Annotated in this window: 14 protein-coding genes; 5 read left to right on the top strand and 9 right to left on the bottom strand. The window is 65.5% G+C overall.

Going from position 1 to position 14,911, the window contains the following annotated elements; translation table 11 throughout:
• The first annotated feature begins 22 nt into the window (after positions 1–22).
• From R3P95_RS15115 to clpX, 3 genes are all read left to right on the top strand, one after another.
• Complete coding sequence (locus tag R3P95_RS15115) at positions 23–673, top strand: ATP-dependent Clp protease proteolytic subunit (RefSeq protein WP_082898933.1); 651 nt, start codon at positions 23–25, stop codon at positions 671–673.
• A 47-nt stretch (positions 674–720) separates the two neighbouring features.
• A complete protein-coding gene (locus R3P95_RS15110; protein WP_008715342.1) occupies positions 721–1,362 on the top strand; it encodes an ATP-dependent Clp protease proteolytic subunit in 642 nt (213 codons plus the stop codon).
• A gap of 297 nt (positions 1,363–1,659) precedes the next feature.
• Positions 1,660–2,940 (top strand): ATP-dependent Clp protease ATP-binding subunit ClpX, encoded by a 1,281-nt coding sequence (gene clpX, locus R3P95_RS15105; protein ID WP_032394600.1) that lies wholly within the window; start codon positions 1,660–1,662, stop codon positions 2,938–2,940.
• Between the two features lie 79 nt (positions 2,941–3,019).
• On the opposite strand, the gene R3P95_RS15100 is transcribed toward clpX, so the two are convergent.
• The 3 genes from R3P95_RS15100 to R3P95_RS15090 all read right to left on the bottom strand — a co-directional run bounded on the left by R3P95_RS15100 (position 3,020) and on the right by R3P95_RS15090 (position 6,055).
• The gene (locus tag R3P95_RS15100; protein ID WP_317548691.1) at positions 3,020–3,832 is read right to left on the bottom strand and encodes an N-acyl homoserine lactonase family protein; all 813 of its coding nucleotides are present in this window, start codon (positions 3,830–3,832) and stop codon (positions 3,020–3,022) included.
• 8 nt (positions 3,833–3,840) lie between these two features.
• Positions 3,841–5,199, bottom strand: a complete 1,359-nt coding sequence (locus R3P95_RS15095) for an MFS transporter (protein WP_317548690.1) — start codon at positions 5,197–5,199, stop codon at positions 3,841–3,843.
• A gap of 178 nt (positions 5,200–5,377) precedes the next feature.
• Positions 5,378–6,055, bottom strand: a complete 678-nt coding sequence (locus R3P95_RS15090; protein ID WP_317548689.1) for a TetR/AcrR family transcriptional regulator — start codon at positions 6,053–6,055, stop codon at positions 5,378–5,380.
• 109 nt (positions 6,056–6,164) lie between these two features.
• On the opposite strand from R3P95_RS15090, the gene R3P95_RS15085 reads away from it, so the two are divergent.
• Together R3P95_RS15085 and R3P95_RS15080 are read left to right on the top strand one after the other, a co-directional pair.
• A complete protein-coding gene (locus R3P95_RS15085) occupies positions 6,165–7,052 on the top strand; it encodes a shikimate dehydrogenase (protein WP_149406246.1) in 888 nt (295 codons plus the stop codon).
• A complete protein-coding gene (locus R3P95_RS15080; protein WP_317548688.1) occupies positions 7,049–8,938 on the top strand; it encodes a sugar phosphate isomerase/epimerase and 4-hydroxyphenylpyruvate domain-containing protein in 1,890 nt (629 codons plus the stop codon). The genes R3P95_RS15085 and R3P95_RS15080 overlap by 4 nt, the downstream gene beginning before the upstream one ends.
• 7 nt (positions 8,939–8,945) lie before the next feature.
• On the opposite strand, the gene R3P95_RS15075 is transcribed toward R3P95_RS15080, so the two are convergent.
• Genes R3P95_RS15075 through pcaH form a run of 6 tightly spaced genes read right to left on the bottom strand, consistent with a single transcriptional unit; the run spans position 8,946 to position 14,866 of the window.
• A complete protein-coding gene (locus R3P95_RS15075) occupies positions 8,946–10,157 on the bottom strand; it encodes an acetyl-CoA C-acetyltransferase (protein WP_317548687.1) in 1,212 nt (403 codons plus the stop codon).
• Positions 10,150–10,971: an IclR family transcriptional regulator gene (locus tag R3P95_RS15070; protein ID WP_317548686.1), complete on the bottom strand. Its 822-nt coding sequence runs from the start codon at positions 10,969–10,971 to the stop codon at positions 10,150–10,152. Before R3P95_RS15070 ends, R3P95_RS15075 begins: the two co-directional genes overlap by 8 nt.
• A complete protein-coding gene (pcaDC, locus tag R3P95_RS15065) occupies positions 10,968–12,149 on the bottom strand; it encodes a bifunctional 3-oxoadipate enol-lactonase/4-carboxymuconolactone decarboxylase PcaDC (RefSeq protein WP_317548685.1) in 1,182 nt (393 codons plus the stop codon). The genes R3P95_RS15070 and pcaDC overlap by 4 nt, the downstream gene beginning before the upstream one ends.
• Complete coding sequence (gene pcaB, locus R3P95_RS15060) at positions 12,146–13,495, bottom strand: 3-carboxy-cis,cis-muconate cycloisomerase (protein ID WP_317548684.1); 1,350 nt, start codon at positions 13,493–13,495, stop codon at positions 12,146–12,148. Before pcaB ends, pcaDC begins: the two co-directional genes overlap by 4 nt.
• Positions 13,496–13,518: 23 nt before the next feature.
• Positions 13,519–14,157 carry a protocatechuate 3,4-dioxygenase subunit alpha gene (pcaG, locus tag R3P95_RS15055; RefSeq protein WP_317548682.1) on the bottom strand — a complete coding sequence of 213 codons (639 nt, stop codon included), beginning with the start codon at positions 14,155–14,157 and terminating at the stop codon, positions 13,519–13,521.
• Positions 14,150–14,866: a protocatechuate 3,4-dioxygenase subunit beta gene (gene pcaH, locus R3P95_RS15050; RefSeq protein ID WP_068052499.1), complete on the bottom strand. Its 717-nt coding sequence runs from the start codon at positions 14,864–14,866 to the stop codon at positions 14,150–14,152. The genes pcaG and pcaH overlap by 8 nt, the downstream gene beginning before the upstream one ends.
• Positions 14,867–14,911 lie beyond the last annotated feature (45 nt).

Below are 14,911 nucleotides of genomic sequence, written 5' to 3'. Positions count from 1 at the left end.
TGTCAGGAACCAACGATTTGTTATGGAAAAGGCAGGTACCGTGACTGTTCAGAATCCGGCGGCTTCGCACCAGCAGAGTCCCGTCATGACTTCGGCTGCAGCAGGGCTGAATCTCAGCGACTCCGTGTACGAGCGTCTGCTTCAAAACCGCATCATTTTCCTCGGTACCCAGGTCGACGACGACATCGCCAACAAGTTGTGCGCTCAGATCCTGCTGCTTTCGGCCGAGGACCCCACTCGCGACATCGCGCTGTACATCAACTCGCCCGGTGGCTCGGTCACCGCGGGTATGGCCATTTTCGACACGATGGAATTCGCCGAGTGCGACATCGCGACCTACGGAATGGGTCTGGCGGCCTCGATGGGTCAGTTCCTGCTCTCGGCCGGTGCCAAGGGCAAGCGTTACGCCCTGCCGCACGCGCGCATCATGATGCACCAGCCCTCGGCCGGTATCGGCGGCAGCGCCTCCGACATCGCCATCATGGCCGAGCAGTTCGCGCACACCAAGCGCGAGATGGCAGAGCTGATCGCCCTGCACACGGGTCAGACCGTCGAGCAGATCACCGAAGACTCCGATCGTGACCGCTGGTTCACGGCGCAGGCCGCCAAGGAATACGGGTTCGTGGATCACGTCGTCAGCCGTGCGCGGCAGGCCGGCGGAATCGGCGAGTAATTCGGCCGCTCCCGGCGACCCTCGATCACTTACATCTTGGAGAAACGATGACAAACCTGTTCGACCCCAATCAGCTGCCGTCCTCCCGATACATCCTGCCCTCCTTCGTCGAGCACTCCAGCTACGGCGTGAAGGAATCGAACCCGTACAACAAGCTGTTCGAGGAGCGCATCATCTTCCTCGGCGTCCAGGTCGACGACGCGTCCGCCAACGACGTCATGGCGCAGCTGCTGGTGCTCGAGGGCCTCGATCCCGATCGAGACATCACGATGTACATCAACTCGCCCGGTGGATCGTTCACCTCGTTGATGGCGATCTACGACACGATGCAGTACGTCCGTGCCGATGTCGCGACCGTCTGCCTCGGCCAGGCTGCGTCTGCCGCGGCCGTCCTGCTCGCCGCCGGCACTCCCGGTAAGCGTGCAGCACTGCCCAACGCACGCGTGCTGATTCATCAGCCTTCGAGCGGTGGAATTCAGGGCCAGGTGTCCGACCTGGAGATCCAGGCCGCCGAGATCGAGCGCATGCGTCGACTCATGGAGACCACCCTCGGCCGCCACACCGGCAAGGATCCCGACGTCATCCGCAAGGACACCGATCGCGACAAGATCCTCACCGCGGAACAGGCCAAGGACTACGGGATCATCGACACCGTGTTCGAGTACCGCAAGCTCTCTGCCCAGAAGTAGCAGAGCGACCACCACCGGTCGGACCGTGTAGGTCCGGCAGAAGAATCCGACGCCGGGTGTGAGTGCAGAACTCCACCCGGCGGTCGCGATCGGCGACCCGAATGGCGCAATCGGTGAAATCGGGTGGCGAATCACCGGAAACAACCCGCCCATGTTCGGCGAACACGGGTACCGTCGCATCCAAGAACTCGGTCGACCGAAGTCGGCATGACGACAGACCGAGAAGTAGCCCACGAAGGTTTCGGCCACACCCGGTCGGCGTGGGTCGTACGCGGACAAGGAAGTAGGAACCTCCGAATGGCACGCATCGGTGACGGTGGCGATCTGCTGAAGTGCTCCTTCTGCGGTAAGAGCCAGAAGCAGGTCAAGAAGCTCATCGCTGGACCAGGGGTGTACATCTGCGACGAGTGCATCGACCTGTGCAACGAGATCATCGAAGAGGAATTGGCCGAATCGAGCGAAGTCAAGCTCGACGACCTCCCCAAGCCCTCCGAGATCAAGGATTTTCTCGAGAACTACGTGATCGGTCAGGACGCTGCCAAGCGCACGTTGGCCGTTGCGGTCTACAACCACTACAAGCGCATCCAGGCCGGTGACAAGGCGCGCGACGTGCGCGGCGAATCCGTCGAACTGGCGAAGTCGAACATCCTGATGCTCGGACCGACGGGGTGCGGAAAGACGTACCTCGCGCAGACCCTGGCGAAGATGCTCAACGTGCCCTTCGCCATCGCCGACGCCACCGCCCTCACCGAGGCCGGATACGTGGGCGAGGATGTCGAGAACATCCTGCTCAAACTGATCCAGGCCGCGGACTACGACGTCAAGCGCGCCGAGACCGGCATCATCTACATCGACGAGGTCGACAAGATCGCTCGCAAGAGCGAGAACCCGTCGATCACGCGCGACGTGTCCGGCGAAGGCGTGCAGCAGGCGCTGCTCAAGATCCTGGAAGGAACACAGGCCAGCGTGCCGCCGCAGGGCGGTCGTAAGCATCCGCACCAGGAGTTCATCCAGATCGACACCACCAACGTGCTCTTCATCGTGGCCGGTGCGTTCGCCGGACTGGAGAAGATCGTGTCCGATCGGGTCGGCAAGCGTGGGCTCGGATTCGGAGCCGAGGTTCGCTCCAAGGCCGAGATCGACACCCAGGATCACTTCGCCGAGGTCATGCCCGAGGATCTGATCAAGTTCGGTCTGATTCCCGAGTTCATCGGTCGACTGCCGATGATCGCGTCGGTGACGAACCTGGACAAGGAATCGCTCGTGACGATTCTGTCGGAGCCGAAGAACGCGCTGGTCAAGCAGTACCGACGCCTGTTCGACATGGATGGCGTCGAGCTCGAGTTCACCACCGAGGCCCTCGAAGCAATTGCCGACCAGGCGATTCTCCGCGGAACCGGTGCCCGTGGACTGCGCGCCATCATGGAGGAAGTTCTGCTGCCGGTGATGTACGACATCCCGAGCCGCGACGACGTCGAGAAGGTCGTCGTGACTGCCGAGACGGTGAACGACAACGTGCTGCCGACCATCGTGCCGCGCAAGCCCGAGCGTCCGGAGCGCCGCGACAAGTCCGCCTGATACGGCCGATCGACCTGCTGGACAACGACGAATCCCCGACCTCATCCGCGAGGTCGGGGATTTTTCGTTCTCGTCGTAGTCAGCCGATGATCACGGCATGCGCACCGGGGGCGTCGGTCACGGCGGGAAATCGGCTCGATACCACCGGGTCGTGGCCGGGTACGAAAATGCCGGGGTCGGCGGCGAGCTCACGGATGCGATCGAAGGCCCCGTACATGTCCGGCAGCGCGTGCAGGATCGCGAAGGGGCTGTCGTCCTCGATGTTCTCGTAGAAATGACTGGCGTCCGAGGCCAACACCACTGGGCCGCGGTCGGTGTGCACTCTGACCACTTGCATGCCTGCGGTGTGTCCGCCGACGGCGTGTACCGACAGCCCTGGGAACAGGTCGAGATCGCCGTCGACGAGGTCGAGCCGAGTGCCGCGATCGGCGGTTCGGATGTGCTCGGTGTCGGCCTGCGAGTGCAACCACTGTTCTCGGGTGATACGGGCGGCCCACGGCCCGGTCCAGTATTCGAGTTCTCGGCGCTGCACCACGTATCGCGCAGACGGGAGATCCGCGACGACCCCGGTGTGGTCGTAGTGCAGGTGGGTCAGGATGCAGGTGTCGATGTGATCCGGTGTAAGCCCCAGTTCGCCGAGCAGGTCGATGGGTGACCCGTGATAGTCGAGCCCGTCCATCGATTCGGCTGTGGACCGGGACATGCCGGCGTCGATCAGCACCGTCCGGGTCTTCGAGACAGCGAGCCACACGTAGTAGGCGACCGTCTGGCTTTCGGTGCTGCGCTCGTCGCGTTGGTGAAAGAGATTGCTGCGCAATGCCGTTCGACTGGCATACTGCAGGGCGAGCACCGTCCAGGTGCCCGCCGCTGCAGGTCGAAGTGCGTCGATCACGATCTCGGTCAGACCGACGCGGCGCGTGCGCTGTCGGTGGTGCGAGTCCGAAGACCGAGCTCGTCGGTGGGGGTACGGAACGTCTCCTTCGAGGTGGCGACGATGATGACGTTGATGGTGCAGAAGACCGCGGTGACGATCGCGACGGGTAGCCACGCGCCGACCTCGGCTCCGGCGATCGCTCCTGCGATGGTCGGCGCGAATCCTGCGATGGCGAAGCCGATCTGGGTTCCCAGTGCGGTTCCGGTCAGGCGAACCCGGGCCGGGAACATCTCACCGTAGAACGAGGGCCAGACGCCGCCGGTGGCGCTGTGCACGAAGCCGAACATCACGATGCCGAAGACGAAGATCAGGACGTAGTTGCCGCTCGAGATCGACCACAGGTAGCCGAACATCAGGATCGCGCAACCGATGGAGCCGAACAAGAACACCGGCTTGCGGCCGATGCGATCCGACAGGGCACCGAAGAAGGGCAATGCGAAGAGGGCGACGACGTTGGCGAGAACACCCACCCACAGCATCGGGGTGCGCTCGAGGCCGACGGTGTTGACGGCGTAGGACAGCGCGTAGACGGTGAAGATGGTGCTGACCGAGGCGATCATGGCGGCCAGCATGACGCGAACCACGGCCGGTCGATGCTCGCTGAGAAGTTCGGTCACGGGCAGGCGCTGCGGTTCGGTGGACGCCACTTCTTCCTCGAAGACCGGGGTCTCGTCGAGCGAGCGGCGGATGACGAAGGCGGCGACGACGACGAAAGCGCTGAGGAAGAACGGGATTCGCCAACCCCAGCTGAGCAGTGCTTCCTCGGGGAGCATGGCGACGGGCAGGAACACTGCGGTGGCGAGAATCTGCCCGCCCTGGGTGCCGCTGAGGGTGAAGCTGGTGAAGAATGCGCGCCTGTCGTCCGGGGCGTGTTCGAGCGTCATCGAGTTGGCTCCGGCTTGCTCACCGCCGGCCGAGAATCCCTGGCACAGGCGAAGCAGCACCAGGATGATGGGCGCGGCGATGCCGATGGATTCGTACGAGGGCAGGACACCGACGCCGAGGGTGGCGATACCCATCAGCAGGACGGTGGCGACCATGACCTTCTTGCGTCCGTAGCGATCACCGATGTGGCCGAGGACCAGTGCGCCGAGCGGCCGTGCGAGGTATCCGACGCCGAAGGTGGCCAGGGCCAGCAGGGTTCCTGTCGCCGGGTTGGAGCCCGGGAAGAACACGCGGCCGAAGACGAGTGCGGCTGCGGTGCCGTAGATGAAGAAGTCGTAGTACTCGAGGGCGCTACCGACCCATGCGGCGGTCGCCGCTTTGCGCGGGTTCGCCCCGGGGCGAAGCGGCGTCGGGTGGGAGCCAGGGGTGTGCGAATCCATCGTTCTCGTGTCTCTCTTCGTGAGGCGGGGGAGCTCGGGCGCTGGTCGACGACGCTTTCTCGGCGATCGGACCGCTAATGTACTAAATGGTTAACACCGGGTGCCCCTGAATACTGAACGTGATCCATGCCACGTGTCAACCCCCGAAGTGACGAGCCCTACCGCGCAAACGCGAAAATCAGCGAGAAGGCGAGGTCAGGAACGCGATGATCATGTCGCCGAGCATTGCGCGCAGGCGCTCTCGATGCTGGGGATCGGTGAGGTCGCGGCCGAAGAGGGCTTCGAAGGTGTATCGGTTCGACAGACGGAACACGCAGAAGCTGCTGATCGTCATGTGCACGTCGAGGGCATCGACGTCCGTGCGGAAGACCCCGTCGGCCTGTCCACGCTCGAGGATGCTCGACAGCAGCTCCGCGGCGGGATTGCCGAGGTTGCTCAATGCCTCGGATTTGGAGATGTGTTCGCCGCGGAGGATGTTCTCGGTGGAGACCAGACGGATGAAGTCGGGATTCTCCTCGTGATGGTCGAACGTCAGAGATGCGATGGCCCGAATGGCTTCGACCGGTCCCAGGCCCTCGACGTCGACGTCTCGTTCACGCTCGCGAATGCGCAGGTACGACCGTTCGAGCACGGCCTTGTACAGGCCTTCCTTGTCGGTGAAGTAGTAGTACAGCATCCGCTTCGTCGTATGCGTGCGCTCGGCGATCTCGTCGATGCGCGCCCCGGCGAAGCCCTTGTCCGCGAACTCCTCGGTGGCCACCTCGAGGATGTTGTGCCGGGTCAGGTCGCTGTTGCGTCGACGCTTGACGGTGGGTCCACTGCTGTCGTCGGACGTGTCGGTTGCGCGCGGAGCCATGGATCAACTCTATCGGCACCGATTGCGGCAAAAGGGTTGGGCGCGAGGCGGAGGCGTAGTACCGTCGAGCTAATTCACCAATTCGTACATTAGGCCCGAGGAGATCGACATGCCGGAATCCCTGCTCTGCGGACTGATCGGGACGGGCATCGGCAAGTCGCTCACTCCCGCGATGCACGAACGGGAGGGTGCCGAGCACGGGCTGACCTACCAGTACCGGATCATCGATCTGGACAGCCGTGGACTGACCGTCGAAGATCTGCCCCGTCTCGTCTCGACCGCCGCGGACCTCGGATTTCGAGGACTCAACATCACGCACCCGTGCAAGCAGCGCGTCATCTCCACTCTCGACGGGCTCTCCGAGGACGCCGCCCGACTCGGAGCCGTCAATACCGTCTTGTTCGCCGACGGCCGTGCCGTCGGCCACAACACCGACTGGTCCGGATTCGACCGCAACTTCGGTCGCGGATTACCCGGTGCCGACATCGGTGAGGTGGTGCAACTCGGTGCCGGGGGAGCAGGGGCGGCCGTTGCCTACGCGATGGCCCGACGCGGCGCAGGCAGGCTCACTCTCGTCGATGCCGATCCGCTTCGGGCGCAACGACTCCGAGATTCCCTGTCGGTGATGTTCCCGGACGTCGACATTGTCTCGGCAGGCCTCGACCGGCTCGCCGCCGTCCTCGACACCGCAACCGGCCTGGTGCACGCCACCCCGATCGGAATGGTCGAACACCCCGGATCTGCTGTGCCCGAGGCACTCCTGCATCCGCGGATGTGGGTGGCCGAGGTCGTGTATCGACCGGCCGAGACCGAGTTGCTCGCTGCCGCATCCCGAGTCGGGTGCCGAACGCTCAGCGGAACCGGAATGGCAGTGTTCCAGGCCGCCGACGCATTCGAGATATTCACCGGACGCATCGCCGACGCCGATCGAATGATCGCGCACATGAGCGCGTTGATCGCGCTGGAGGATCGCGCCGCCGCAGGTGTTCTCGCATGACGCACATCGCCACATCGGTGGCAACGGTATCGCTCAGTGGTTCGCTGGACGAGAAGATGCGTGCCATCGCCGATGCGGGATTCGACGGCTTCGAGGTGTTCGAGCCGGACTTGATCAGCTCTCCGGATCTTCCCGCGGACATCGCGAAGAAGGCAGCCGACCTCGGTCTGACCCTCGATCTGTATCAGCCCTTTCGCGACGCCGACTCGGCCGATCCGGAACAGTTCGCCCGCAACCTCGTTCGCGCCGAGCACAAATTCGACGTCATGGAACAGTTGGGGTGCGATCTGCTGTTGGTCTGTTCCTCGCCGCTGGCCGGCGCCGTCCGTGACGACGCCTTGCTGGTCGAACAGATGGCAACCCTCGCCGAGCGTGCGCATCGGCGCGGAATGCGACTGGCGTACGAGGCGTTGGCGTGGGGTGCCCACGTGAGCACCTACCGCCATGCCTGGGACATCGTCCGGCAGGTCGATCATCCCGCTCTGGGAACCTGCCTCGACAGCTTCCACATCCTGTCCCGCGGAGACGATTCCGCAGGCATTCGAGAGATCCCCGGCGAGAAGATCTTCTTCCTCCAGCTGGCCGACGCGCCGCACCTGGTGATGGACGTACTGCAGTGGAGCAGGCACCACCGGTGCTTTCCCGGGCAGGGCAGCTTCGATCTGGCGCGGTTCGGTGCCGATGTCGCTGCCTCCGGGTACTCCGGCCCGTGGTCGCTCGAAATCTTCAACGACGTCTTCCGGCACTCCGACACCGGCCGCACGGCATCCGACGCGCATCGGTCGCTGCTGTACCTCCAGGAGCAGGTGCGCGACGTCGAAACACCCTCTGCCGGTAACGATCTCTTCGCGCCGCCACCGCCCGGTCCGATCGAGAACGTCGTCTCCCTGCGAATCGCGGCAGGGCCTGCGAAGGCAGCGCAACTGGGTACGACACTGCGACACCTGGGCTTCGATCTGACCGCAGCACACAGCGAACACGGACTCAGCCTGTTCACCCAGGGGCCGCTGGCGGTCGCCGTCGACACCACGGTGGACACGCTGTGGACCGCGCCCGGCGTTCCGGCTCACCTACCCGCGCTGGCCCAGATCGGGATTCGCAGCGAGCGGCCGGATCTGTGGCTGACCCGAGCTCGTGCGCTGGGAGTCACCGCGTCCACCGTCTCCATGCCCGGCGTGGCCGACTCCACCGACGCAGTGGTACGTCTGGCCGTGACCGGTGCGACGTCGCTGGACCTCCGTACCCGCCACAGCGCGGGTGCCTGGCAATCGGCATTCGACCTGGCACCCAAGGTGGTGCAGGAGAACCGGGCGTGCGTCTCGCACGTGGATCACATCGCACTCGCCGTGCCTGCCGAGAGCTGGGACGGCGTGATGTTGCTGCTGCGCTCGGTGTTCGGAATGGTGCCGCACGAGGGCCAGGACGTCGTCGACGCGATCGGCCTGGTTCGTAGCCGAGCACTCACCCTCGCCACGGCCAACGGCACGATTCGACTCTCGCTCAACATGGTTCCCGGCCGCCCGTCGGACTCGGACCCTCTGCCCGCGGCCCGGCGCGGAGGCGTCGGACATGTGGCGTTCGGGTGCGAGGACATCTACGCCGCTGCCAGTGCAATGACCGAACGTGGCCTCACCCCGCTGCGGATCTCGCCCAACTACTATCGCGATCTCGACGCGCGATTCGCACTCGGCTCCGAGACATTGGACGCGATGCAGCGCCTCGGGATCCTGTACGACGCGGACGGGACCGGCGGTGAGTTCTTCCACTTCTTCACCGAAACCGTGGGTGACGACCTGTTCTTCGAGGTGGTCCAGCGAGTGGGTGGCTACGAGGGCTACGGGGAGACCAATTCGGCTGTGCGACTGGCGGCGCAGCTGCAGTACTGATCGGTGATCAGCCGATTCGCTCGAACACCGCTGCGAGTCCCTGTCCGCCGCCGATGCACATGGTCTCGAGTCCGTAGCGGACTTCCCGTCGGTCCATCTCGCGCAACAGCGTCGCCAGGATGCGGGCTCCGGTGGCACCGACGGGATGGCCGAGCGAGATGCCGGAACCGTGTGGGTTCAACCGCGGATCGTCGGACTCGATGCCCCACGACCGGGTGACGGCGAGAGCCTGAGCGGCGAACGCTTCGTTGAGTTCGATGATGCCCATGTCGTCCAGGCTCAATCCGAGGCGTCCGAGCGCCTTCTCGCTGGCCGGTACCGGTCCGATACCCATGGTGCGCGGAGCGACTCCGGCGACTCCCCAGCCGGCCAGTCTGGCCAGCGGCCGAAGACCCAGTGCTGCAGCCTTTTCCGGGGTGGTGACGATCGCGATGGCGGCACCGTCGTTCTGTCCGCTGGCATTTCCGGCCGTGACCGTCGACTCGGGGTCGATCGACGCACGAATCGCCTTCAACTTCGCCAACGACTCGACGGTGGTGTCGGCACGCGGATGCTCGTCGGTGGTGACGAGTATCGGATCCGATTTGCGTTGGGGGACCGACACTCCCACGATCTCCTCGGCGAACACGCCGCTGTTCTGCGCAGCGACTGCGCGCTGGTGAGACTGCACTGCGAGTGCGTCCTGATCGGCGCGGGCGATCGAGAATTCCGCGCGCAGATTCTCCGCGGTTTCGATCATGCCGCCGGGAACTGGAAAGTTCTTGCCGCCCGCGGTCACTCGCGCTCGGGCGAGTCGGTCGGACAGGGCCACGGCCTCGGCCTTGACGCCCCAGCGCATGCCGGTGGCGTAGAACTCGGTCTGACTCATGCTCTCGACGCCGCCCGCCAGAACCAGATCGTTACCGCCGGACTGGACCTGCATGCACGCCTGCAGTACTGCCTGCAGACCGGAGCCGCAGCGTCGGTCGACCTGCATTCCGGGGACGTCGATACCCAGATCTGCATCGAGCGCGGCGATGCGTCCGATCGCGGGTGCGTCGCCGTTGGGGGATGCCTGGCCCAGGATGACGTCGTCGATGTCGGCACCGGAGATGCCGGTTCGGGCAACGAGTTCGGCGATGACGGTGGCGGCCAGGGTCTGGGCGGAGATATCGCGGAACTGACCGCCGAAGCGGCCGACCGGGGTCCGAAGGGGTTCGCAGATGACGGCGTCAGGCATGGGTGGTTCCTCGTCTGTCGTTGGGTCCGGTACTCACCCGGAACAGGTCGGTCTCGATGGCGCGGGTGGCGTCGAGCAAGGCCGGGAGTAGTTCGGTGCGGACTGCGTCGGCGGTGTGACGCGCAGCCTGGGTCGAGACGTTCGCCGCAGCGACGACCGTCCCGTTGCTGTCGTGGATGGGAGCCGCGATCGATCGAAGGCCCTCTTCGAGTTCCTGATCCACCACACAGAAGCCGTCGCTCCGTACGCGTTCGAGTTCGCGTCCGAGTGCGTCGGCAGTGGTGATCGTCTTCCCGGTGAGCGGGGTCAGCCGGACTCGATCGAGGTAGGCGGCGAGTTCGTCGGCCGGTAGACCGGCGAGCAGCACTCGTCCCATCGATGTCGCGAATGCAGGGAATCGGGTGCCGATGTTGATGCCGACGGTCATGATGCGGCTGACCGGAACTCGGGCGACGTACACGACGTCGTCGCCGTCGAGAATCGAGACCGAGGACGATTCTCGGACCCGTTCGGCGAGAGCTTCCAGATGCGGCCCCGACACTTCCGGGAGGGACAGGCTCGACAGGTAGCTGTAGCCCAGTTCGAGCACCCGCGGGGTGAGCCAGAACATGGAGCCGTCGGTACGGACGTAGCCGAGTTCGACGAGTGTGAGCAGGAACCGTCGGGCAGTGGCGCGGGTGAGGTCGGTTGCTCGGGCGACATCGGAGAGGGTCCGACGCGGATGCTCGGCGTCGAAGGCTCGGATCACCGCGAGGCCCCGGCCGAGCGACTGGACGTAGTCCGAGGACGGCGGCGGTGATTCCGCGGGGTTCACGAGGTACCCGATTCGGTCTCGGCGGAGGACTCGGCGATGGCCGCGTTCGCCAGAGCGAATGCGCTGTTGCTGTTCGGAACTCCCGCGTACACCGCGGTGTGCAAGAAGACTTCGGCCAGTTCGTCCGGTGCCAGTCCGGCGCGCAGCGCTGCGCGGATGTGCATGTCGAGTTCGTGCTGGTTGCCCACCGCCGTCAGGATCGCCAGGGTCAGCAGTCTGCGGGTGTGGTGATCGAGACCCGGTCGGTTCCAGATGTCACCCCATGCGGTGCGGGTGATGAAATCCTGGAACGGTGCGGTGAACTCGGTGCGGCCGGCGATGCTGCGGTCGACATGCGCATCGCCGAGGACGCTGCGCCGCACCGTCATACCGGCATCGTGGGCCGCTGCGCGTCCGACGGTATACGCGTCCGACCCGATGTGTGCGGCAACCGCCGCGGTGACGGGACCGGCTTGCTCCACGTTGGCCAGATGAGCGGCCGGGTCGAGAACCCGGAACGTCGATCCGGCGACGCCGTCGGCGATGATCTTCAGGTCCTCGGGGGTGGTCGAGGGATCCTGCCGGCCCGCGATCACCAGGGTCGGAGCGGTGATCCGGTTCAGATCCGATCGAGAATCCCACTCGGACAACGCCTCACAGCATGCTGCGTAGCCCTCGTCGGACGTGTCGGCGATCATGCGGCGATGCCGCTCGACGAGATCGGCGTCGCGCGCGGCCAGTTCGGGGGTGAACCAACGCTCGAGTACGGCATCGGCCAGCGACGCGGTACCCGCAGTTCGGACCGCCGCGGCACGGTCGAGCCATTGCGCCGGCTCACCGAACTTCGCCGAGGTGCACAGCAGTGTCAGAGTCCGCACTCGCTCCGGACGGTGGATGGCGAGCCACTGCGAGACCGCACCGCCGAGGGACAGACCGACGAGGTGCACACGGTTGACCTCGAGTGAATCCAGCAGCGCCACCACGTCCTCGGCGAGTTCGGCCACCGAATAGGGACCGGGTGGCACCGGTGATCGTCCGTGCCCGCGAAGGTCGACGGCGAGAATGTGAACGGCGGCGGACAGAGTTCCGATCTGCGGGTTCCACATCGATCGGTCGGAGCCGAGCGAACCGATCAGCACGACGGTCTCCGCGTCGGCGCTCGGTCCTTCGATGCGTTCGTGAGCAAGTGCGACAGTCATCGGGAATCCTTCGAATCTGTGGTGTGTTCGGTGTCGAGGTCGTGCTCGGCGAGGATCGCGTCGACCAGCTCGGGTGCGTGGCCGAGATACGCGGCCGGGTCGAGTAGTTCGCGCACCGTCGACGGTGGAAGGAATGCTGTGATGGCAGGGTCGCTGTCCAGCGGCGCTCCCGTCGCGCATCGCGCAGTGACGATTTCGCGGGCCTGCTCGGTGTGCGCTGCCAATGCCGCGGTGACACGTTCGGCGAGCAGCGCTCCGCCCGTCGCGTCGAGATTGCGGGCCATTTCCTCGGGATGAACGTGCAACCCGCTCAGGCTCTGCGTGATTCGGTGGGCGGCACCACCGGTGAGGCGGAGCAGATCGGTGATCGTCTCCCACTCGGCATGCCACGCTCCAGCGGCGCGCTGGTGTTCGTGGTCCATGTTGGAGAGCACGGTGGCCACTGCACCCGGGACCCGCCGGGCCGCAGCGCGAGCCGTGACGGCGGCAACGGGATTGCGCTTGTGCGGCATCGCAGACGATCCGCCCGGCGCGTCCTCCGAGACCTCGCCCAGCTCGGTGGCGGACATCGACACGATGTCCCCGGCGATCTTGCCGATCGTTCCTGCTGCGACACCCAACGAGCACGCAATATCGGCAATCGCGGTGCGGTCGGTGTGCCAGGGCGCGGTCTGTCGAGCCAACCCCAGTTCGACGGCGAGCGCGGCGGCGATGGCCGGTCCGTGTGGATGCACGGCGGCGAGAGTGCCTGCAGCGCCGCCGTACTGGACGGTGCATGCGCTTCGAACGGCTGCGAGTCCTGTCCGCGCGCGGCGCAGCCCCGAGAACCAGTTCGCAGCCACCAGGCCGAAGGTGGTGGGCAAGGCCTGCTGGCCGAGAGTGCGGGCCGCCATCGGGGTGGTGCGATGGGTCAGGGCGAGACTTCTCGCTGCCGCACTTGCAGCGTCGAGCGAGGCCTCGATCAGACCGAGCGCATCGCGGGAGAGGAGCATCAGCGCGGTGTCCATGATGTCCTGGCTGGTGGCCCCGGGATGCACTGCCGTGGCAGGAACCTCGGTCTCGGCCACCTCGTTCCGAAGAATCTTCACCAGCGGGATCACCGGATTACCCCCGGCCGCGGCATCTGCTCCGAGCCGCGCGATGTCCAGGTTCGCCCCGAGTTCGGTCGCAGTGGTGGTGACGATCTCGGCGTGACCGGCCTCCACGAGACCGACCGTTGCTGCGGCCCTCGAGAGCGCCGCCTCGACGGCGAACATCGCTGTCACCCAAGCCCGGTCGCCCACGAGCGGTGCGAGCGCGTCGCTACCGAACGTCGGATCGAACAGTGCCCCTCGCTCGGATTCCATCGTCCCCTCTCGCCATCGGTGTGTCACAGCGCGAAGAACGGAGTCTCGTCGCCGTCCGGATCGGTGTTCTGCAGCACGATGTCGAGGTGGTACCCACCGTGCACCGGTGCTGCGACGAGTCTGGCACGCTTGTGCTCCGGCACGGCGGACAACACCGGATCGAGCCCGTTGGCCTCGGCCTCGTCGGGAAAGTACACCCGCGTCACGACCCGCTCGAGCATCCCGCGGGCGAAGATCCCGACGTCGATGTGCGGTGCCTCCACGGCACCGTTCTCGGCGGGAAGCGGTCCCGGCTTGATCGTCGTGATCGTCATCGTTCCGGTCTCGTCGGCGAACGCTCGCCCGAAGCCACGAAAGCCTGCGATGCGAGACGGCACCGCGCCACGCGGATCGTCGGGGTGATCGAACCGGCCGTCGCCATCGGCCTGCCAGGTCTCGATCATGGCGTCGGACATGGGGTTTCGGGCTCCGTCGATCAGTGTGAACGACACGGTGATCTCGCCTTCGGTGCCCGGCGGCACCACGTTTTCGCCGTCGGGCCACAACAATCCGATGTGCACGTACGGGCCTACGGTCTGCGAGGGGGTCTGCCCGAAGGAGGCGGTGGTGAAATCGGCTCCGGCGACCACGGGGTAGCGCGGGGCGAACTCGGGATCAGTCATCGTGGTCGTCTTCCTCGAAGGGGGTGGCGTTTCGGCCGCGGAGCACGATGTCGAATCGAAATCCGAGGGCCCAGTTGTCCTGTGTCGCCTCGTAATCGAACGCGCCGATCATTCGGGCCCGCGAGTCCTCGGGGGCGGCGTTGAAGATCGGATCCTGGAAGAACATGGGGTCGTCCGGGAAGTACATCTGTGTCACGAGGCGCTGGGTGAACGCCTGACCGAACAGGGAGAAATGAATGTGAGCGGGCCGCCATGCGTTGTGGTGATTGCCCCACGGATACGCGCCCGGCTTGATCGTGGTGAAGCGATACCTGCCCTGGGCATCGGTGAGAACGCGACCGGTGCCGTTGAAGTGCGGATCCAGTGGTGCGGGCCACCGGTCACCGGTGTGTCGGTATCGACCGCCTGCATTGGCCTGCCACACCTCGACGAGGGTGTTCGGAATCGCCTTGCCGTCGCTGTCGAGCACCCGGCCGTGCACGATGATCCGCTGCCCCTGCGCCTCACCGTCGTTCGCCAGGGTGAGGTCTGCGTCGGCGGCGGTGACTCGTCCCTCGCCCAGTACCGGTCCGGTGATCTCGGTGAGTCGCTGGGGGAGCAGGGTCAGTGGCTGTGCCGGATGCCGAAGGGCGGTGGTCCGGTACTCGGGGAAGTCGCGTGGGGCATGGACACCCGATTGGTCCCGGTACTCGGGCGGGAGATGAAGCATCGACGGTTCCTCACGATCGTGGGTGATCTACGCAACAGCCAGAAT

Origin of the sequence: Rhodococcus cercidiphylli (assembly GCF_033042225.1) — a bacterium.
Lineage (GTDB): Bacteria > Actinomycetota > Actinomycetes > Mycobacteriales > Mycobacteriaceae > Rhodococcoides.
The sequence above is the reverse complement of the archived record's forward strand: the minus strand, read 5'-3'. Positions and strand labels throughout refer to the sequence as shown.